This is a genomic window from Streptomyces sp. CA189, assembly GCF_056428985.1.
The window spans coordinates 140,277-159,403 of record NZ_JBWJVM010000013.1; the positions used below are offsets into that span (position 1 = coordinate 140,277).

Annotated in this window: 18 protein-coding genes; 13 read left to right on the plus strand and 5 right to left on the minus strand. The window is 73.2% G+C overall.

Going from position 1 to position 19,127, the window contains the following annotated elements; all coding sequences use genetic code 11:
• The first annotated feature begins 88 nt into the window (after positions 1 to 88).
• The 10 genes from AC061S_RS13765 (at position 89) to AC061S_RS13810 (ending at position 10,499) form a co-directional block, all read left to right on the plus strand.
• Entirely contained in the window at positions 89 to 1,039 is a 951-nt protein-coding gene (locus AC061S_RS13765) for an STM4015 family protein (RefSeq protein WP_478686195.1), read from the plus strand.
• Entirely contained in the window at positions 1,036 to 2,181 is a 1,146-nt protein-coding gene (locus AC061S_RS13770; protein ID WP_478686196.1) for an STM4014 family protein, read from the plus strand. Before AC061S_RS13765 ends, AC061S_RS13770 begins: the two co-directional genes overlap by 4 nt.
• Before the next feature lies 1 nt (position 2,182).
• Positions 2,183 to 3,001 (plus strand): STM4013/SEN3800 family hydrolase, encoded by an 819-nt coding sequence (locus AC061S_RS13775; RefSeq protein ID WP_478686224.1) that lies wholly within the window; start codon positions 2,183 to 2,185, stop codon positions 2,999 to 3,001.
• Complete coding sequence (locus AC061S_RS13780) at positions 2,998 to 4,362, plus strand: STM4012 family radical SAM protein (protein WP_478686197.1); 1,365 nt, start codon at positions 2,998 to 3,000, stop codon at positions 4,360 to 4,362. The genes AC061S_RS13775 and AC061S_RS13780 overlap by 4 nt, the downstream gene beginning before the upstream one ends.
• Positions 4,363 to 4,390: 28 nt before the next feature.
• A complete protein-coding gene (locus tag AC061S_RS13785; protein WP_478686198.1) occupies positions 4,391 to 5,299 on the plus strand; it encodes an STM4011 family radical SAM protein in 909 nt (302 codons plus the stop codon).
• Positions 5,300 to 5,617: 318 nt separating this feature from the next.
• On the plus strand, positions 5,618 to 6,154 hold the full coding sequence (locus tag AC061S_RS13790) for a rhodanese-like domain-containing protein (protein ID WP_478686199.1): 537 nt from the start codon (positions 5,618 to 5,620) through the stop codon (positions 6,152 to 6,154).
• Between the two features lie 481 nt (positions 6,155 to 6,635).
• Positions 6,636 to 7,751, plus strand: coding sequence for an LLM class flavin-dependent oxidoreductase (locus AC061S_RS13795; RefSeq protein ID WP_478686200.1), 1,116 nt, complete (start codon positions 6,636 to 6,638; stop codon positions 7,749 to 7,751).
• Positions 7,748 to 8,620 carry an ABC transporter permease gene (locus AC061S_RS13800; RefSeq protein WP_478686201.1) on the plus strand — a complete coding sequence of 291 codons (873 nt, stop codon included), beginning with the start codon at positions 7,748 to 7,750 and terminating at the stop codon, positions 8,618 to 8,620. Before AC061S_RS13795 ends, AC061S_RS13800 begins: the two co-directional genes overlap by 4 nt.
• A 57-nt stretch (positions 8,621 to 8,677) precedes the next feature.
• Complete coding sequence (locus tag AC061S_RS13805; RefSeq protein ID WP_478686202.1) at positions 8,678 to 9,721, plus strand: taurine ABC transporter substrate-binding protein; 1,044 nt, start codon at positions 8,678 to 8,680, stop codon at positions 9,719 to 9,721.
• Positions 9,708 to 10,499 (plus strand): ABC transporter ATP-binding protein, encoded by a 792-nt coding sequence (locus AC061S_RS13810; RefSeq protein ID WP_478686203.1) that lies wholly within the window; start codon positions 9,708 to 9,710, stop codon positions 10,497 to 10,499. Before AC061S_RS13805 ends, AC061S_RS13810 begins: the two co-directional genes overlap by 14 nt.
• 62 nt (positions 10,500 to 10,561) lie before the next feature.
• Here the strand turns inward: AC061S_RS13810 and AC061S_RS13815 are convergent, their stop codons facing one another.
• Together AC061S_RS13815 and AC061S_RS13820 are read right to left on the minus strand one after the other, a co-directional pair.
• Positions 10,562 to 12,379: a glycoside hydrolase family 15 protein gene (locus tag AC061S_RS13815; RefSeq protein WP_478686204.1), complete on the minus strand. Its 1,818-nt coding sequence runs from the start codon at positions 12,377 to 12,379 to the stop codon at positions 10,562 to 10,564.
• A gap of 76 nt (positions 12,380 to 12,455) precedes the next feature.
• The gene (locus AC061S_RS13820; protein WP_478686205.1) at positions 12,456 to 13,028 is read right to left on the minus strand and encodes a DoxX family protein; all 573 of its coding nucleotides are present in this window, start codon (positions 13,026 to 13,028) and stop codon (positions 12,456 to 12,458) included.
• Positions 13,029 to 13,156: 128 nt separating this feature from the next.
• Between AC061S_RS13820 and AC061S_RS13825 the strand changes: the two genes are divergently transcribed.
• Positions 13,157 to 13,621: a MarR family winged helix-turn-helix transcriptional regulator gene (locus AC061S_RS13825; protein ID WP_478686225.1), complete on the plus strand. Its 465-nt coding sequence runs from the start codon at positions 13,157 to 13,159 to the stop codon at positions 13,619 to 13,621.
• Complete coding sequence (locus AC061S_RS13830) at positions 13,621 to 13,917, plus strand: YkvA family protein (protein WP_478686206.1); 297 nt, start codon at positions 13,621 to 13,623, stop codon at positions 13,915 to 13,917. Before AC061S_RS13825 ends, AC061S_RS13830 begins: the two co-directional genes overlap by 1 nt.
• A 20-nt stretch (positions 13,918 to 13,937) precedes the next feature.
• Here the strand turns inward: AC061S_RS13830 and AC061S_RS13835 are convergent, their stop codons facing one another.
• The 3 genes from AC061S_RS13835 to AC061S_RS13845 all read right to left on the minus strand — a co-directional run bounded on the left by AC061S_RS13835 (position 13,938) and on the right by AC061S_RS13845 (position 18,500).
• Positions 13,938 to 14,564: an alpha-ketoglutarate-dependent dioxygenase AlkB gene (locus AC061S_RS13835; protein ID WP_478686207.1), complete on the minus strand. Its 627-nt coding sequence runs from the start codon at positions 14,562 to 14,564 to the stop codon at positions 13,938 to 13,940.
• Positions 14,565 to 14,640: 76 nt separating this feature from the next.
• Positions 14,641 to 17,721, minus strand: a complete 3,081-nt coding sequence (locus AC061S_RS13840; protein WP_478686208.1) for a carbohydrate binding domain-containing protein — start codon at positions 17,719 to 17,721, stop codon at positions 14,641 to 14,643.
• Positions 17,722 to 18,104: 383 nt separating this feature from the next.
• Entirely contained in the window at positions 18,105 to 18,500 is a 396-nt protein-coding gene (locus AC061S_RS13845; RefSeq protein WP_478686209.1) for an RNA-binding S4 domain-containing protein, read from the minus strand.
• A gap of 150 nt (positions 18,501 to 18,650) precedes the next feature.
• Here AC061S_RS13845 and AC061S_RS13850 point away from each other — a divergent pair, with 150 nt between their 5' ends.
• On the plus strand, positions 18,651 to 19,046 hold the full coding sequence (locus tag AC061S_RS13850; protein WP_478686210.1) for a TOBE domain-containing protein: 396 nt from the start codon (positions 18,651 to 18,653) through the stop codon (positions 19,044 to 19,046).
• The last annotated feature ends 81 nt before the right edge of the window (positions 19,047 to 19,127 follow it).

The following is a 19,127-nucleotide window of genomic DNA, read 5'->3' on the forward strand; positions in this document are numbered from 1 at the left end:
CCGTGGCTGTCGGTGGGGCTTGGTAGAACTGTCGTCGGACGACACGCACGGCCGGGCACCACCCGCCATACCGTCAGGAGCTGGGCGCATGACCATCGGGACCCACCTGAGCGAGCTCGGCGGCCTGCCCGCCTTCGACTTCCCGGGGCCCAAGGACACCCGTACCCTGCCCGAGCCCGCGGCCGTGGCCTGGCGGATCTCGGTGGACACCTACGACGCCGAGGAGGAGTGGCCGCAGGCCTTCGCCCGGTTCACGGAGTCCGTGGACACCCGGCAGGTGCGCGCCCTGATCGTGGGCGGCTGGTCCGAGGCGTACGAGACCTCCAGCGCCGGGATCGTCGAGGCGCTCGCCGGGGCCGCGTCCGACTTCCCCGCGCTGCGGGCGCTGTTCGTCGGTGACATCACCTCCGAGGAGTGCGAGATCTCCTGGATCCAGCAGTCGGACGTGGGCCCGCTGCTGCGTGCGTATCCCGCGCTGGAGGAGTTCGGGGTGCGCGGCGGCGACGGCCTGGCCTTCCCGCCCGTGGAGCACGCCGCGCTGCGCGTCCTGCGCGTCGAGACCGGCGGACTGCGCCGGGAGGTGGTGCGCGGGGTCGCCGCGAGCGAACTGCCCGCGCTCACCGAGCTCGACCTGTGGCTCGGCACGCCCGGGTACGGCGGGGACGCGGAGCCCGGCGATCTGGAGCCGTTCCTGACCGGCGAGCGGCTGCCGTCCCTGCGCCGGCTCGCGCTGCGCAACAGCGAGATCCAGAACGAGGTCGCCGCCGCGGTCGCCACCGCTCCGGTCGTCGAGCGGCTGGAGGTGCTGGACCTCTCCATGGGGCTCCTGGACGACGCGGGCGTCGAAGCGCTGCTGGCCGGCCGCCCGCTCACCCACCTCACCAAGCTCGACCTGCACCACCACTACGTCAGCGAGCCGCTCCGGGAGCGGCTCCGCGCGGCGCTCGCCCCGCACGGCGTGGAGGTCGACCTCGGCGACGTGCAGAGTCCGGATGTGGACGACGAGGCCGAGTACCGCTACATCGCGGTGGCGGAGTGAGCCGTACGGCTCCCGCCCCGGCCTTCGCCGTCGTCGGCAACCCGGGCAACCGCCGGGTCGCCCTCTTCCAGGACGCCGTGCGCGCCGCCGGGCTGCCCGCGGCGCGGGTGGTTCCGTGGCGGGACGTGCTGACCGGCCGGGCCGCCTTCCGGGCGGGCGAGAGCGTACGGATCGACTCCCCCGGCGAGGACCCGGAGGTCGAGCGGCTGCTGCGCGGGGCCGCCGACACCACCCGGGTCGAGGGCTCCGGACGCTGGTACCGCCGTTTCACCGAGGCCGTGCACGCGGTGGCGGCGGGGGTGCGGTCGGCCGGCGGCACCCTGACGAGCGACCCCGACGACCTCGGGGTGCTGTTCGACAAGCGGCTCTGCCACGGGGTGCTGGCGGCCGCCGGGACGCCCGTACCGGCCTCCCCCACCTCGGGACCGGACGCCGTCCGCGCCCCGGTGCGCGGCTGGGAGGAGGTCCGGGCGGTACTCGCCCTCCCCGGATACCGCCGGGCCTTCGTGAAGCTCGCGCACGGCTCCTCGGCCTCCGGGGTGCTCGCGGTGGAGACGGGCTCGGGCGGCCGGATCCGCGCCACCACCTCCGTGGAGCGGGCTCCTTCGGGGGCGCTGCACAACTCGCTGCGCCTGCGGCGGTACGAGGACGAGCGGGTGATCGGCGCCATCGTCGACGCCCTGGCCCCAGACGGCCTGCACATCGAGCGGTGGCTGCCGAAGGCTTCCCAGCAGGGACGCTCCGCCGATCTGCGGGTGGTCGTCATCGCCGGCCGGGCCACCCACGCCGTGGTCCGCACCGCCGCCGGCCCCCTCACGAACCTGCACCTCGGCGGCGCCCGCGGCGACCTCGACGCGGCCGTTGCCGCCGTGACGGCGGCGGGCGGCCGCTGGGAGGCGGACGCGCTCGCCGTCTGCGAGCGGGCGGCGGCCGCCTTCCCGCGCACCCTGTGCGTCGGCGTCGACCTGCTGCCCGCCCTCGGCTGGCGGAACTTCGCCGTGGGCGAGGTCAACGCCTTCGGGGACCTGCTGCCCCGGCTGACGGGACTGCCCGGCTCGCCCGTCGAGGGCCAGGACACCTATGCGGCCCAAGTGGCCGCCGTACGACAGGAACAGCATGTACGCGCCCCCGCCCACCCCTGACATGAACGAGGTCGTCGGCCGTGACGACCTGCTGCTCGTCACCCTCGACACGCTCCGCTACGACGTGGCCGCGCGGCTGGCCGCCGAGGGCCGGATCCCGAACCTGGCGGCGCATCTGCCCGGCGGGGCGTGGGAGCGGCGGCACGCGCCGGGGAGTTTCACCTACGCCTCCCACCAGGCCGTGTTCGCGGGCTTCCTGCCCACCCCCGAGGGGCCGGGCCCGCATCCGCGGCTGTTCGCCGCCCGCTTCCCGGGCAGTGAGACCACCGCGGGCCGCACCTGGGTGTTCGACACCCCGGACCTGGTGTCGGGGCTGGCCGGGGCGGGTTACCGGACCGTGTGCGTGGGGGGCGTCGGCTTCTTCAACAAGGCGGCCGCGCTGGGCTCCGTACTGCCGGGGATGTTCCAGGAGTCGCACTGGGAGCCGGAGTTCGGCGTGGCCTCGCCGACGTCCTTCGAGGCCCAGGTGTCCCGCGCCGAGCAGGTCGTGGCCGGACTGCCGCACGACCGGCGGCTGTTCCTCTTCCTGAACGTGTCGGCGATGCACCAGCCCAATTGGTTCCACTCCCCCGGGGCGACCGCCGAGGGCGGCGACTCCCGGGAGACGCACGCGGCCGCGCTGGAGTACGTCGACCGGCACATCGGGCGGCTCTTCAACGCGATGCGGTCGCGGCGCGGCTGCTTCGCGATCGTCTGCTCCGACCACGGGACCACGTACGGGGACGACGGGTACACCGGGCACCGGCTCGCCCATGAGGCGGTCTGGACGGTCCCGTACGCACAGTTCCACCTGAACCACGAGGAGCCCGGCCCCCGATGACCCCCATAGCCCCTGTGGCCCCTGTAGCCCCTGTGAACGGCCCGACCCCCTACGAGAATTACGTCTACGCCTACCCGCACAAGACGGCGTACCGCGCACTGCCCGAGCCCGCCGAGCTGAGCCGGGAGTGGGCACGGCAGCCCAAGGACGCCCTTTCCCTCTACCTCCACATCCCCTTCTGCGAGGTGCGCTGCGGGTTCTGCAACCTCTTCACCCGGATCGGCGCGCCGGAGGGGCTGACCACGGCCTATCTCGACGCGCTGGAGCGGCAGGCGACCGCGGTCCGGGGCGCGTTGGGCGACGGGGAGCCCGTGCGGTTCGCGGCGGCGGCCTTCGGCGGCGGGACGCCGACCTTCCTGACGGCGTCCGAGCTGGAGCGGCTCTGCGACATCGCGGAGAAGAGGGCGGGCGCCGATCTGCGGGCGGTGCCGCTGTCCGTGGAGGCCTCGCCTGCCACGGCGACGGCGGACCGGCTCACCGTGCTGGCCGACCGGGGTACGACCCGGCTCAGCCTGGGCGTGCAGAGCTTCGTGCCCGCCGAGGCGCGTTCAGCCGTGCGTCCGCAGAAGCGGGCGGACGTGGAGGCGGCGCTGGCCCGGGTCCGGGACGCGGCGATACCGGTCCTGAACATCGACCTGATCTACGGCATCGACGGGCAGACGGAGGAGAGCTGGCGCTACTCGCTGGACGCGGCCCTCGCCTGGCGCCCGGAGGAGCTCTACCTCTACCCCCTGTACGTGCGCCCCCTGACGGGCCTGGGGCGCAGGCCGGGCGAGTCCACGGCCGCCGGGTGGGACGAGCAGCGGCTGCGGCTGTACCGGGCCGGGCGCGACCACCTGCTGGCCGCCGGGTACGAGCAGGTGTCGATGCGGATGTTCCGCCGGACGGACGCGCCCGCGGAAGGCGCCGAGGACTACGCCTGCCAGACCGACGGCATGATCGGCCTCGGCTGCGGGGCCCGCTCCTACACGGCCGAGCTGCACTACTCCTTCGACTACGCGGTCGGCATGAGCGAGATCCGCGGCATCATCGACGACTACGTGAGCCGCCCCGAGGCGGACTTCGCGCGGGCCGGGCACGGCCGCCGGATCGACGCGGAGGAGGCCCGGCGCCGACACCTGCTGCAGTCCCTGCTCCAGGCGCGCGGGATGCCGGTGAGCGAGTACCGGGGGCGGTTCGGGAGCGGCCCGTGGGAGGACTTCCCCACGGAGCTGGCGGCCTTCGCGGAGCGCGGCTGGCTCGTGGACGACGCGGAGCTGCTGCGGCTGACCCCGGAGGGGCTGGCGCACTCGGACGCGGCGGGCCCGGCACTGTTCTCGGCGGACGTGCGGGCCACGATGGCCGCGTACGAGCGCAAGTGACGGGGCGGGAGGGGGCGAGGGCCCGCCGATGGACCTGACCGTGCTCTACCGGGGCCCGCTGTCCTCGTGCGACTACGACTGCCCCTACTGCCCGTTCGCCAAGCGGCGGGACAGCCGGGAGCTGCTGGCGGCCGACCGGGCCGCCCTGGAACGGTTCGCCGGCTGGGCGGCCGGCAACACCGGCGACCGGCTGTCCGTCCTGTTCACCCCGTGGGGGGAGGGCCTGGTCCGCTCCTGGTACCGGCGCGCCCTGGTGGAGCTGTCGCACCTCCCGCACGTGCGCCGGGTCGCGATCCAGACCAACCTGAGCGGCCGCACCGGCTGGACCGCCGAGGCCGACCGGGACACGCTCGCGCTGTGGTGCACGTACCACCCGGGGCAGACCCCGTACGACCGCTTCCTGGGCAAGTGCCGGGACCTGGCCGCCGCCGGGGTGCGGTTCAGCGTGGGCGTGGTCGGCCTGCCCGAACACCTCGCGGAGGCCCGCCGGCTGCGCGCCGCGCTGCCGCCCGAGGTGTACCTGTGGGTGAACGCGGCGGAGGGCCACGCGTACACCGATCCGGAGGCGGCCGACTGGACCGCCCTGGACCCGCTCTTCCCGTTCAGCCGCCACCCGCACCGCTCGGCGGGCCTGCCGTGCCGCACGGGCGCCTCGGTGATCTCGGTGGACGGCGCCGGCGCGGTCCGCCGCTGCCACTTCGTCAAGGCGGAGCTGGGCAACCTCTACGACGGCTCCTACCGGGCCGCCCTGCGCCCGCGCGGCTGCCCGCTGGCGGTCTGCGACTGCCACATCGGCTACGTCCACCTGGAGACGCTCCCGCTCTACGACGTCTTCGCGGGCGGCGTCCTGGAGCGGATCCCGGCGTCGCTCCCGGCGTCGGCCCCGGCGTCGGCCCCGGCGTCGCTCCCGGCGTCGGCTCCGGCCGCCTCCCCGTAGCAGAAGACCGGCGGATGCCCCGTACCGCCGTCCCGAATGGTGGAACGGGTGTCTCGCCCGTCCCGCCTCCCTTCGTCTATGCTCCGCGCCATGGCCGTCACCCAGCGCCTCCTGTCGCGCTCCTGTTGTCCCCGCTGACGCCCGCCTGCTCCGACGCACCCGCTCCGACCGCCCGCCCGCCCCGCGGCCGACGTCTCCGTCGCCCCGGCCCGCCCCCGCGGTCCCACGGTCCCGCCGCATCCCCCGTACCGTCGTGCATACGATTCCGCTTCCGCCTACACCCCGGCGGCCCCCGCCTCCCGAAGGAGACCGTTCACCATGAGCAGCAGCCCCGCCCTCCTCGACGTCGGCCAGGCCCACGCCCGCCGCACCGAGTTCCGGATCGTCGATGTCCGCACCCCCGGCGAGTACGCCTCCGGCCACCTCCCCGGCGCGCTGAACATCCCCCTCGACCGGATCGGCCGCTCCCTGCCCGAGCTGCGCGAGGCCGCCGAGGAGCAGGAGCTGCTGCTGGTGTGCGCCTCGGGGACCCGCTCGCAGAACGCGGCCCGGACCCTGGCCGGGCACGGCATCGCGGCCACCAGCCTGACCGGCGGCACCACCTCCTGGTCGGCGCACGGGCACCCGCTCGACTACCCCGCCCAGGGGCCCCGCCGGGTCTGGGCCATGGAGCGTCAGGTCCGGTTCGCCGCGGGCTCGCTCGTCCTCCTCTGCCTGCTCCTCGGCCTGCTGGTGCACCCGGCGTTCGAGCTGCTCAGCGCCGGGATCGCGGCCGGGCTGGTCTTCTCCGCCCTCACCGACACCTGCGGCATGGCCGTGATCCTCGGCCGACTGCCCTTCAACCGCCGCCGGTAGCCTCCCCCGATCCCGCACCTGCCCGGCATCTGGGACGATTCCGTCCAGGATCCGGACTCCGCTTGTCGATACCGCCCGGACACCGACAGGATGCACCCCATGGCCCCCGTTCTCGTATCGCGCCGTCACGTAGACCTTCTGCGCGTGTCGACCATGCTCTGTCGGGCTGCCGTCCCCCGTACGCACGGCTGTTGATCTCACCGATCCGCCGCATCTGACGCCGTACGGATGAGTCCGCGCCTCTCGGCGCACCCTTCACCACGCGCTTGACCGTGCGCTCCACCGCGCGCTCTTCACCGCGCTCTTCACCGCACCGTTCTCGGCGGCCGCAGCCCTTGCCACAGGGCCGATCCCGGCCACGCCTCCGGTCGCGCGGACTCCCGCACTCCTGCCCGCACTTCCCCGTACCCGTGCCACCGCCGCCCGCAGCCCCGCTCCTCGCGCGGCGGTGCGCGTCACGCTGCTCCGACGAGGTTTCGCCATGCCCGAGAATCCGCTCCTGCTGCACTGGTTCCTGCCCACCGGCGGGGACGGCCGCGACCCCGGCGGGGTCACCGCCGTCCAGGGGCGCAGCCGCGGTGCCACCCGCCGCCCCGCTGACGTCCCGTACCTCGCGCAGGTCGCCCGCGCCGCCGAACAGGCCGGGTTCCATTCGCTGTTGACCCCGGTGGGGCTCGGCTGCGTCGACCCGTGGATCCTGACGGCCGCGCTCGCGCAGCACACCACCAGGATCGGCTTCCTCGTGGCGTTCCGCGCGGGGTTCGCGAGCCCGACGCTGATCGCCCAACAGGCGGACGCCTTCCGCCGGTTCGCCGGTGGTCGGCTCGGGTTGAACGTGGTGACGGGCGGCGATCCCGCCGAGCAGCGGGCCTACGGGGACCGGCTGGCGCACGACGAGCGCTACGCCCGCACCGGCGAGGTCATGGCCGTGCTGCGGGACCTCCTGGACGGCAAGTCCGTGGACCACGAAGGCGCCCACCTGCACGTCGAGGGGGCCCGTCTCACGGATCCGGAGCTGCGCCACCCGGTCCCGCTGTACTTCGGCGGAGCATCGCCCGCCGCCGAGGAGGTCGCCGCCCGGCAGGCGGACGTACAACTGCTGTGGGGCGAGCCGCCGTCGGCCGTCGCCGCATGCATCGGCCGACTGCGCGAGCGGGCCCGCGCGGTCGGCCGCACGATCCGCTTCGGGCTGCGGCTGCACGTCATCAGCCGGGACTCCGCCGCCGAGGCCTGGGCGGAGGCCGACCGGATCCTCGCCGGACTGGATCCGGCGGCGGTCCGGGCGAGCCAGGAGCGGTTCGCCGCCATGGACTCCACCGGGCAGGCCCGGATGGCGGCCCTGCACGGCGGGGTCGTGGACGCCGGACGGCTGACGGTGGCGCCGAACCTGTGGGCGGGCATCGGGCTGGTCCGCGAGGGCGCGGGGACGGCCCTGGTCGGCTCGCACGACGAGGTCGCGGCGCGCCTGGCGGAGTACCGGGCCCTGGGTGTGGACGAGTTCATCCTGTCCGGCTATCCGCACCTCGAAGAGGCCTACCGGGTGGGCGAAGAGGTCGCCCCGCGCCTGCGCGCCCTGACCGGGGCGGCGGCCGCGTGACCGCGCTCAGTACGGAGTCCCGGCCCCGACTCGCTCCGTCCGGCGCCTCCTCGGCCCCCGCACCGCGGTCCCGGGCCCGGATCCGGGAGGCGCTGCGCTGGAGCGCGCTGCGCCTCCTCGCCCTCGCCGTGCTGCTCGCCGCCTGGCAGGCGGCGGTGGCGGCCGAGCTGTGGCCCAGGGTGCTGGTCCCCTCGCCCGGCGAGGTGTGGCGGCAGTTCCTGCTGGCGTCCACCACGCACGACGGGGTCCGCGGCTACGGCGGCCACCTGCTGGTCGAACACCTCGGGGTGAGTCTGGGCCGCATCGGCACCGGCTCCGCGTACGCCGTGCTGGCCGGGGTGCCCCTGGGGCTGCTGATCGGCACCGTCCGGCCGCTCGCGGTGGTGCTGGAGCCGGCCGTGACCTTCCTGCGCACCCTGCCGCCGCTCGCGTACCTCTCGCTGCTCGTCATCTGGTTCGGCATCGACGAGGCCCCCAAGATCTGGCTGCTGGTGATCGCCGCGCTGCCGCCGATCGCCGCGGCCACGGCGGCGGCCGTACGCACCGTGCCGGGCGAACTCGTCGAGGCGGCACGGGCTTTGGGCTCCGGTCCGACGTCCCTGCTGCTGTCCGTGCGGCTGCCCGCCGCGCTGCCCGAGATCCTCACCGGCATCCGGATCGCCGTCGGGGTCGCGTACACCTCCGTCGTGGCGGCGGAGACCATCAACGGCGTGCCCGGCATCGGCGGCATGATCCGCGACGCCCAGCGCTACAACCAGACGGCCCTGGTGATCGCCGGCATCATCGCCATCGGGCTGTCCGGGATCGTGCTCGATGCCCTGCTCCGGGGGATCGAGCGGTTCGCCGTCCCCTGGCGCGCCCGCACCTGACCGACGCCGGTCCCCCACTTCTTCCCCCGTACCCTTCCTCACCCTTGGAGTTCCGCCATGCCCGGAAACGCATCCCGCCGCACCCTGTTGCTGGCCGCCGCCGTCGCCCTGACCGCCTCCACCACCGTCGCGTGCGGGGCGGACGGGGGCGGGCCGGCGGCCGGGCCGGGACGGACCACCGTGCGGATCGCCTACCAGGCGATACCCAACGCCGACCTGATCGTGAAGAACCAGCGGCTGCTGGAGCAGGCCCTGCCGGACGCCGACGTGAAGTGGGTGAAGTTCGAGTCCGGCGGTGACGTCAACACGGCCGTGATCGCCGGTTCGGTGGACCTGGGCCTGGCCGGGTCGAGCACCGTCACCAAGGGCCTGTCGGCCCCGCTGAACATCCCGTACAAGGTGGTGTGGATCCACGACCTGATCGGGGACAACGAGGCACTGGTCGCCAAGCCGGGGATCGGCTCGGTCAAGGACCTGGCCGGGAAGAAGGTGGCCACGCCCTTCGGCTCCACCGCCCACTACTCGCTGCTCGCCGCGCTGAAGGCCGCCGGGGTGGACGCGTCGGCCGTGCAGACCATCGACCTCCAGCCGCAGGACGCCCTCGCCGCCTGGAAGCGCGGGGACATCGACGCGGCGTACGTGTGGACGCCGACGCTGAGCGAGCTGGCCAAGGACGGGAAGGTGCTCGTCACCAGCCGGCAGCTCGCGGAGCAGGGCAAGCCGACCGCCGACCTGGGTGTGGTGACGAACGCGTTCGCGGCCGCGCACCCGGAGGTGGTCACGGCCTGGATCAAGGCTCAGGACCAGGCCGTCGGGCAGGCCCGTACCGCCCCCGACCAGGCCGCGAAGTCCATCGGGGCGGAGCTCGGGCTGCCGCCGCAGGAGGCGAAGCGCCAGCTCTCGGAGCTGGTGCTGCTGAGCGCGAAGGAGCAGACCGGCCCCGACTACCTCGGCACGCCCGGCGCCCCCGGAAAGCTGGCGGCGACCCTGCGCGACGCGGCCGTCTTCCTGAAGGAGCAGAAGAAGGTGGACTCCGTCCCGGACGAGGCCGCCTTCGGCCGGGCCCTCGCGGTGGAGGAGCTCGGCCGTGCCGCGCACTGAACCCGCCGTCGGCGACGTCGTGGACCTCTCCGCGGTGTCGGTGCGCTACGGACCGGCGAAGCAGCCCGTGACGGTGCTCGACGCGGTGGACCTACGGGTCCGCGCAGGCGAGTTCGTCGTCCTCGTCGGCCCCTCCGGCTGCGGCAAGACCACCCTGCTGCGGGTGATCGCCGGCTTCGCCCGCCCCGCCTCGGGCGCCGCCCTGGTCCGGGGCGCCACCCCGCGCCCCGGACGGGGCGCGGGGGTGGTGTTCCAGCAGCCCAGGCTGTTCCCGTGGCGCACCGTCGGCGGGAACCTCGGCTTCGCGCTGGCCCGCCACGGGGTACCGCGGTCCCAGCGGCCGGGCCGGATCGCCGAGTTGCTGGACCGGGTGGGTCTGTCCGGTATGGTCGGCCGCCACACCTGGGAGCTGTCCGGCGGCCAGCAGCAGCGGGTGGCGCTGGCGCGCGCCCTGGCGGCGGAGCCCGAACTGCTGTTGATGGACGAGCCGTTCGCCGCTCTGGACGCGCTGACCCGGGAGCGCCTCCAGGAGGAGGTCCGCTCACTGGCCGGACGGCTCGGCACGACCGTGCTGTTCGTGACGCATTCGGTCGAGGAGGCGGTACTGCTGGGATCCCGTGTCCTGGTGATGGCCGCGGGTCCCGGCGGCGGCCGGGTCGTGACGGACCTGCCCGTGGCGCTCCCCCGCGACCCGGCCACGGACGTCGCGGGGTTGCGGGCCTCCCCCGAGTTCGCGCGGCTGCGCGGCCGGCTGGCCCTGGCGCTGCGCCCGGGCTGACCGGCGAACGGGACGACCGGCGTACGAGCCGGTCGGCGACCGGGCTGCCGGGCACCCGGCCCTCACACCTGGCCCGCCGCCAGGCTGCCACCGCCCAGGGTGAGCGCGGTGTTCACCAGGCCGACGTGGCTGAACGCCTGCGGGAAGTTGCCGAGTTGGCGTCCGGAGACGGGGTCGTACTCTTCGGCGAGGAGTCCCACGTCGTTGCGTACGGCCAGCAGCCGCTCGAAGAGCTCCCGCGCCTCCTTCTCCCGGCCGGTCAGGTGCAGCGCGTCGGTCAGCCAGAACGAGCAGGCGAGGAAGGCCCCTTCGTCGCCGGGCAGGCCGTCCACCGAGAGCCCCTCGGTGCTGTAGCGGCGGACCAGGCCGCTGCGGCCCAGTTCCTCGCGCACGGCGTCGACCGTGCCGATGACGCGGGGGTCCTCGGGCGGCAGGAAGCCGACCCGCGGGATGAGGAGGGTGGCCGCGTCCAGCTCGCGGGAGCCGTAGTACTGGGTGAAGGTGCGCCGCTCCGGGTCGTAGGCGTTCTCGCACACGTCGTGGTGCACGGCCTCCCTCATGGCGCGCCAGCGGTGCACGTCGCCGGGCAGTTTGGGGTTGAGCTCCAGGGTGCGCACGGCCCGGTCGGCGGCGACCCACGCCATCACCTTGGAGTGCGTGAAGTGCCGGCGCGGGCCGCGCACCTCCCACAGGCCCTCGTCGGGGCGGCGCCAGTTCTGCTCCAGGAAGTCGAGGAGTGCGAGCTGGATCTTCCAGGAGTGCCACTCGGCGGGGAGGCCGTTGGAGCGGGCCAGGTACAGGGAGTCGAGGACCTCCCCGTACACGTCGAGCTGGAGCTGGTCGACGGCCGCGTTGCCGACGCGGACCGGCGCGGAGGAGGCGTACCCCTTCAGCCAGGGCAGCTCGCTCTCCGGGATGCGCCGCTCGCCGCCGATCCCGTACATGATCTGCAGGTCGGCCGGGTCGCCCGCGACGGCCCGCAGCAGCCAGGCCCGCCAGGCGCGGGCTTCGTCGAGGTAACCGGTGGCCAGCAGGGAGCCGAGGGTGAGGGTGGAGTCGCGGAGCCAGCAGAAGCGGTAGTCCCAGTTGCGGACGCCGCCGAGCTCCTCGGGCAGGGAGGTGGTCGCGGCTGCGGCGATGCCGCCCGTCGGGGCGTAGGTGAGGGCCTTGAGGGTGATCAGGGAGCGGATCACCGCATCCCGGTAGGGGCCGTCGTAGGTGCACCGGCCGGTCCACTCCCGCCAGTCGGCGAGGCTCTGGTCCAGGGCGGCGTACGGGTCCAGCGGCTCGGGGCGCGGCTCGTGCGAGGGGTGCCAGGTGAGCACGAAGGCGACGCGCTCGCCGGGGGCCACGGTGAACTCGGAGCGGGTGCTCAGGTCCTCGCCCCAGGTGCGCACCGGGGGTTCGCTGCGCAGCCATGCCGCGTCGGGGCCGGCGACGGCAACGCGGTCGCCCTCGCGGGCGCCGTCGCAGCGGCGGACCCAGGGCACGACGTGCCCGTAGTCGAAGCGCAGGCGCAGGGTGCTGCTCACGGTCGATTCGCCGGTGAGTCCTTCGACGATCCGCATCAGGTCGGGCGCGATGTCGCGCTGCGGCATGAAGTCGATGACCTTGAACGAGGCGCCGTCCTCGGTCTCCCAGAAGGATTCCAGGACGAGCGTGCCGTCGACGTAGGCGCGGCGGGCGCAGCGCGCGGAATCGGGGGCGGCGGCCGGGGCGATGCGCCAGTGGCCGTTCTCCTCGTCTCCGAGGAGGGAGGCGAAACAGGCGGCCGAGTCGAAGCGGGGCAGGCACAGCCAGTCGATGGACCCGTCGCGGCCGACCAGTCCACTGGTCATCAGGTCGCCGATGAGTGCGTAGTCTTCGATGGGTTGTGTCATTTAGGGCACTTTCCCCCGAATGCCCGCACTCAATCAGCCCGCATGGGTCCCCGCGCGGAGCCGCCCCCGGGGCCGCTCAGTTCCGTACGAGGAGCAGCACGCCCGCGGTCACGACGCCGAGGCCGACCGCGAGGGCGCCGTGGGCGAGGCGGTGGCCGCGCAGGACGGGCAGGAAGCGGTCGACGGCGTACCGGCCGGGGCCGGTGAGCGCGAGGGCGGCGGCGCCGGCGGTGAGCAGGAGCTCGTACTCGATGCCCTGCGGGGCGAAGAAGGAGCCGGCTCCGTGCACGGCGATCGCGTTGATCATGGTGCCGACCAGGGCGGCGCCCGCCAGCGGGGTGAGCAGGCCGAGGACGAGGCCGAGCCCTCCGAGGGTTTCGGTCAGGCCGGCGAGGACCGCCATGGCGTCGCCCGCCGGATATCCGCTGGCGGTGAAGAACTGGCCGGTGCCGCTGATGCCGCCGCCGCCGAACCAGCCGAAGAGCTTCTGGGCGCCGTGGGCGGCCATGGTCAGGCCGAGGACCACGCGCAGGAGGAGCAGGCCGACGTCGTGGGCGGGGGTGGACAGGGCCGGGGCGGAGGCGCCCGCGAGGGGCGCGGCCGGTTCGCCGGTCCGCGGCTTCGGCGTGGTGACGGAGGGGCTGGTCATGGGGGTGTCCTTCCGGTCGGGCGGCCCGAGGGGCAGGTTGTTCAAATTCGAACCACTCCACCCGACCATAGCCCCGCATCCGCAGCTGATTCAAATTGGAACGTCACGTGTAGCCTGGATCCATGGCTTTGGCTGAAACGAAATGGCTGGACGACCGCGAAATGCGCGCCTGGCAGGGGTTCCTCGCCGCTTCCGCGCTGGTCAACCGCCGCCTCGATCAGCAGCTCAAGGACGACTCCGGGCTGTCCCACCCGCAGTACGAGATCCTCGTACGGCTCGCCGGGGCGCCGGAGGGCGAGCTGCGCATGACGGAGCTCGCCAACGGCCTGGTCAACTCCAAGAGCGGCCTCACCTACCAGGTGACCCAGCTGGAGAAGGCGGGCCTCGTCCGCCGCCGCACCTGCCCGTCCGACGTCCGCGGGATATACGCCGTCCTCACCGAGACCGGCCGCGCCCGGCTGACGGAGGCCGCACCGGGGCACGTGACCACGGTCCGGGAGGTTCTGGTGGACGTCCTCACCCCCGAACAGCTCGACGCGCTCGCGGACGGGCTCGGCGAGGTCGGCCGCCGGCTCCGGGCGCAGGGCGCCTGATGGACACGGCGACCTTCTGGCTCATCGTGGCGGCGGTGGTGGCGGCCGGCCTGGCGGTCACGGCGGCCGTGCTCCTCGTACGGGTCTTCGCGGCCCGCCGGCTCCTGCGCGACGCGGGCATCCCGCTGCGCGACAAGGCCCTGTTCTGGGCCGCCGTGGCGTACACGGTCTCCCCGGTGGACCTGATCCCGGACCCGGTCTACCTGGACGACATCGGCATCCTCCTCCTGGCCCTCCGCTCCCTCCACGCGGCAGCCTCGGCGGCCCGCCCGCCCAAGGAACTCGACGCGGCGTAGGCCCATCCGCGCCGGCCGGCTCAGCGCACCCCGCGCGGGCGGAACTGGACGCTGATGCGGGGGCCCACCCGGCGGGCCGTCTTGGGGACGGCGTGTTCCATCGTGCGCTGGCAGGAGCCGCCCATCACCACCAGGTCACCGTGGCCCAGGGGGAGGCGGAGCAGGGTGGGACCGCCGTCGCGGGGGCGCAGGACCAGGTCGCGGGGGTCGCCCACCGAGAGGATCGCGACCATCGTGTCCTCGGTGGCGGAGCGGCCGGTGCGGTCGCCGTGCCAGGCGACGCTGTCGCGTCCGTCGCGGTAGAGGCACAGGCCCGCCGTGGTGAAGGGTTCGCCCAGCTCGGGGGCGTAGTGGCGGCTCAGCACGGCCCGGGCCCCGGTGAGGGCGGGGTGCGGCAGCGGGTCCCCCTCGCCGTAGTGGGCCAGGAGGCGGGGGACCGCCACCTCCCGCTCGTACATCTGCCGGCGCTCGGCGTGCCACGGGACGTCCGACGCGAGCCGTTCGAACAGCGCGTCGGCGCCCGTCAGCCAGCCCGGCAGGTGGTCCACCCAGGCGCCGGCGCCCAGTTCCTCGCGCCGGACGCCCACCAGTGGACCGAGCCGGATCTCGTCGCTCTGATCGAAGAGCGAGCCCTGGAGTGCGTGCATGGGTCCAGGATAACGCGCGATTCGAACATATGCACGAGAGGCGGGGCGGGTGAGCCCGCCCCGCCTCCTCACTCCCCTACTTCAGGTAGGGCCCGGTGGCGCCCACCTTGCCGGGAGCGGCGTTGCTGCCGCCCAGGTCGAGCACGTAGACGCGCAGGTTGCCCTTGCCGGGGGCCGGGACGGACAGGGTGCCGCCGGTGACGGTCTTGACGTCGCCGGTGACCGCGTCCTTGTACGTGCCGTTCGGTACGCCGGCGTAGGTGGCGGACCCGGTGACGGTCACCAGGGCGAAGCTGTCCACTCCGGTGGCGGTGTCGGTGTAGCGCCGCTTGAAGGCCATGCCGCCCGAGACGCCCTCGGTGGAGTACTGGCCCATCTGGAGCGCGGGCACGGCGCGGCGGATCTCGTTCAGCCGCTGGAGGTGTTTGACCAGCGGGGATTCGAGGGTGGCGGCGACGGGTCCGGTGGCGGTGGCGACCTTCGAGAAGTCGGAGGCGGTGACCGATCCCGCGATCTTGTCCCCGAAGTACGCGCGGCCGGTGCCGGCGAGCGGGCAGGTCGGGCCGCAGTCGATCTGCTTTCCGGCCTGGAACTCGATCTCGGAGCCGTAGTACAGGGTCGGGATGCCGCGGAAGGTCCACATCAGGGCCGTGTTCTCGGCCCAGGCGTCGGTTCCCCCCGCGTAGCGGGTGGAGGATTTGCCGGGACCGAAGTCGTGGCTGTCCACATAGACGACGTTGTAGGTGGCGTCGTTGTAGCTGTCGTCGGAGTCCTTGCCGTTCTGGAAGGCGTTGTTCGCGTCCCCGAAGTTCATGTGCATGCGCATGTCGATGACGTTCATGCCGGAGAACCTGCTGTGGTCGGGGGCGTGGTAGAGGTTGCCGTTGAGGAAGGCATTGGTGCTGGTCGGCTGCTTGGCCGGGTCGTTGTCGGTCGTGTACTGCTGGACGGCGGCGGTGGCGTCATCCGCGCTGTACGTCGCGGACTCCTTCCAGGTGTAGTACTGCGCGGACTGGTTGGCCGAGCCGCGGTTCCACTTGTCGTTGACGAAGGAGCCGACCTCGCCGAAGACGTAGAAGTCCTCGGCCTTCTGGGCGCCGAACTGCTGGGCCACGCGCTGCTGGATGGCGGGCAGGAAGCGCCGGTTCCAGGTGACGCGGGGGATGTGCACGGCCGTGTCGACCCGGAAGCCGTCGACGCCCATGTCGATGTACTTGTTGTAGGCGCCGATGAGGTAGTTCTGGACGGCCGGGTTCTCGGTGTTGAAGTCCGCGAGGTCCTCGTGGATCCAGCAGGAACGGGCGTCCTCACCCTCCCAGTTGCCGATCCAGCACTGGTGGAACAGGGCCTTGGGGAACATCCCCGAGGTCGGGTTCGGCCACTGGCAGTTGTAGATGGTGTAGCCCTCGGCGCTCTTGTACGGGGTGGCCGCGCCCCAGTTGACGCAGGTGTTCCCGGCCGGCTCGGCGGTCGACCACAAGTCGCCGTTGTAGTACGACTTTCCGCTCTTGGGGTCGACGGTGAGGCCGTCGTACTCGAAGCCGGCCTGCTTCTCGTCGTAGTACCAGGACCACTGGGCGTCGCGCACGCCGAAGACGGTGGGGGTGAACAGGCCCTTGGCTCCCCAGCGGGCGCTGTGGTTGTAGACCACGTCCTGGTAGATCTTGACGCCCTTGGCGTGGGCGGCGTTGATGAGGTCCTGGTAGGAGGCGCCCGCCGATTCCAGGCGGGGGTCGACCTTGTAGAAGTCGTAGCCGTGATAGCCGTGGAAGTCGTAGTCGGAGCGGTTCAGCACGACCGGGGTGATCCAGATCGCGGAGAAGCCGAGGGCTTTGACGTAGTCCAGCTTCTCGACGAGGCCCTTGAAGTCCCCGCGGAACATCGGGTCGTTGTTGGCGGCGTTCCCGGACTTCACGTGCTGGCTGCCGCCCCGGTTGTTGGCGCTGTCGCCGTCGTTGAAGCGGGCGGTGAGCACGAAGTAGATCGGGTCCTTGCGCGGGTCACCGCCCAGCGGCGCGGATCCTGCCGGAGCCGGGGGCCGGGTGCCCGTGGTGGCCACGGCCTCGGCGGAGGAGGCCGAGAGGTTCCCGGCGGCGTCCACGGCCTTGACCGTGTAGCTGTAGGCGGTGCGCTCCTCCAGACCGGATTCGGTGAGGACCGTGGAGGTGACGGAGGTGACGACGGATCCCTTGGTGCCGCCCGAGCGGGTGACCTGGTAGCCGGTCACCCCCCGGTCGTCGGTGGCGGCGTCCCAGGTCACGACGGTGGACACGTCGGTGGCCGCGGCCCGCAGGTTCGCGGGCGCGGTGGGCGCGATGGTGTCGGGGACGACGGCGGCGCACGGGTCGGCGGCGTTCGCGGTGACCGTGGTGTCCTTCACCGTGGACAGACCCGCGCCGAGGGCGTAGTTCCTGCCGTTGTTGTTGTCCCAGGTGCCGTTGCCGTTGTTGAAGGTGGCGGCGAGTCCGGCGGCCGATCCGAGCGGGACCGTCTTCTTCACCCAGCCCGTGCAGGCCGGGTCCATCCCGGCGCCGGGGACGGTGGTCCAGGCGCCGCCGGTCGGGGCCCAGTGCAGGTTGACGGTCGACCAGCCGACGGTCGTCGTCGAGTAGTAGACGGTGGCGCTCGCGCCGGTACCGGTGCCGGGGTCCGCGGCGCAGGGGTCGCTGTGCGCCACGACCCCGTCCTTGACGGTGATGACCCCGGTGCCCAGGGCGTAGTTCTTGCCCCCGTTGTTGTCCCAGGTCCCCTGGCCGTTGTTGAAGGTCGCCTGGAGCCCGGCGGCCGCGCCGAGGCTGACGGTCTTCTTCACCCAGTCGGTACAGGCGGCTTCCATGCCGGCGCCGGGGACGGTCGTCCAGCTCCCGCCGTCGGGTGCCCAATGCAGGTTGTACGCAGTCCAGTTGCGCGTCCTGGTGTAGTAGAAGACCGTCGCCGTGCCGTCGCCTGCCGCCGTCGCGGCAGCGGGGGTGGGGGTGGCGGCGGGGGCGGGCGCGGCCTCGGCGAGGGAGGCTCCGGCGGCCGGCAGCGCGGCCGCCAGGCATCCCGCGACAGCCAGGGCCAGGGCTGTGGACCGCCCTCTGGGATGTGAGCGCGTGCGTGATCTCAAGGTCTGCTCCTCGAAACAGGGCCCAACAGCCCTGCGGCTCCGCGGCATTGAAAACTTGCCGCAAGGTTTTGCGGGGAGGTTATCCACCTGTCACCAGCGCGTGAACCCCTTGTGAACCGAAAATCTCGCAACTGGGCACGCCTTGACGACCTCCCGGGACCCTTTATGGGGAGAACTACCGCAATGGCTTGCAGAAAATTTCCGTGCGTAGGCACAGGCGCAGGCGAGGATCCGCACCGAGGCCGGGAGGACCGGGGAGGGCGGGCGGCGCCGAGGATGGGCCGGGGGCCGACCAGAAGAGGGCCGGGCCGGGCAAAGATCGATAAGTCGACACAGATGACGTACGTGCCCACGCGGACGGCGGCCGCCGAAGCTGCCGGGCCGGGCGAAGCCTCAGGGACCGGCCACCGATGCTTCGCCCCCGCCCGCTCCTACCGGCCGCCGCGCAGGGTTTCGATCTCGCGGCGTTCGCGCTTCGTCGGGCGGCCCGCGCCGCGGTCGCGGATGCCGACCACCGCCGCCTCCACCGGGGTCGGCGGCGGCGGGCTGTTGTCGGTCAGGCATTCCGCCGCAGCCGGGGCGCCGACCCGCTTGGACACCGGGCGCCGGACCACCACGATGCGCTCGCGCCCCGCGTGGAAGAGGCGCACCTCGTCCCCGGCCCGCACCGCCTGCGCCGGCTTCGCGCGCTCCCCGTTGACCCGCACATGTCCCGCCCGGCACGCCGTGGCGGCGATCGCCCGCGTCTTCGTCAGCCGGACCGACCAGATCCACACGTCGACCCGCGCCGACCCCGATCCCGTACCCGCGGTTCCCTCTTCAGCCATGCCCCCGACTCTAGCGAGGCGAGCTGGGCGGGCCGAGCCCCGTCGAAACGGAATGGTTTTTGGCGGTTACGACAAGAGCGGGGGTATCTGCCATGGATATCATCCCAATAGAATTGCAAATGCGCCACACGTGGCCCTACCTTGTCGCACATGCAGTCCTACACCATCGGTCAGGCGGCACGCCTGCTGGGCGTCAGCCCGGACACCGCACGCCGCTGGGCCGACGCCGGCCGCGTCACGACCCATCGCGACGAGAGCGGTCGCCGGCTGATCGACGGCCGCGCGCTGGCCGCCTTCTCCGTCGAGGTGGCGCAGGGGGCCCACACCGAGGACGGCGAGACCTACACCTCGGCGCGCAACGCCTTCCCGGGCATCGTCACCGCCGTCAAGCTCGGCGACGTGGCCGCCCAGGTCGAGATCCAGGCCGGTCCCCACCGCCTGGTCTCCCTGCTCACCCGGGAGGCCGTCGACGAGCTCGGGCTCCAGGTCGGCATGCGGGCCACCGCCCGCGTGAAGTCCACCAGCGTGCACATCGACCGCGCCTGACCCCGGGACCGCCGCCCGGTTCAACCCCGCTCACCACCACGCGTCCCCACCCGCTCCGCCCGTCCCCGGCGCGGGTCACCA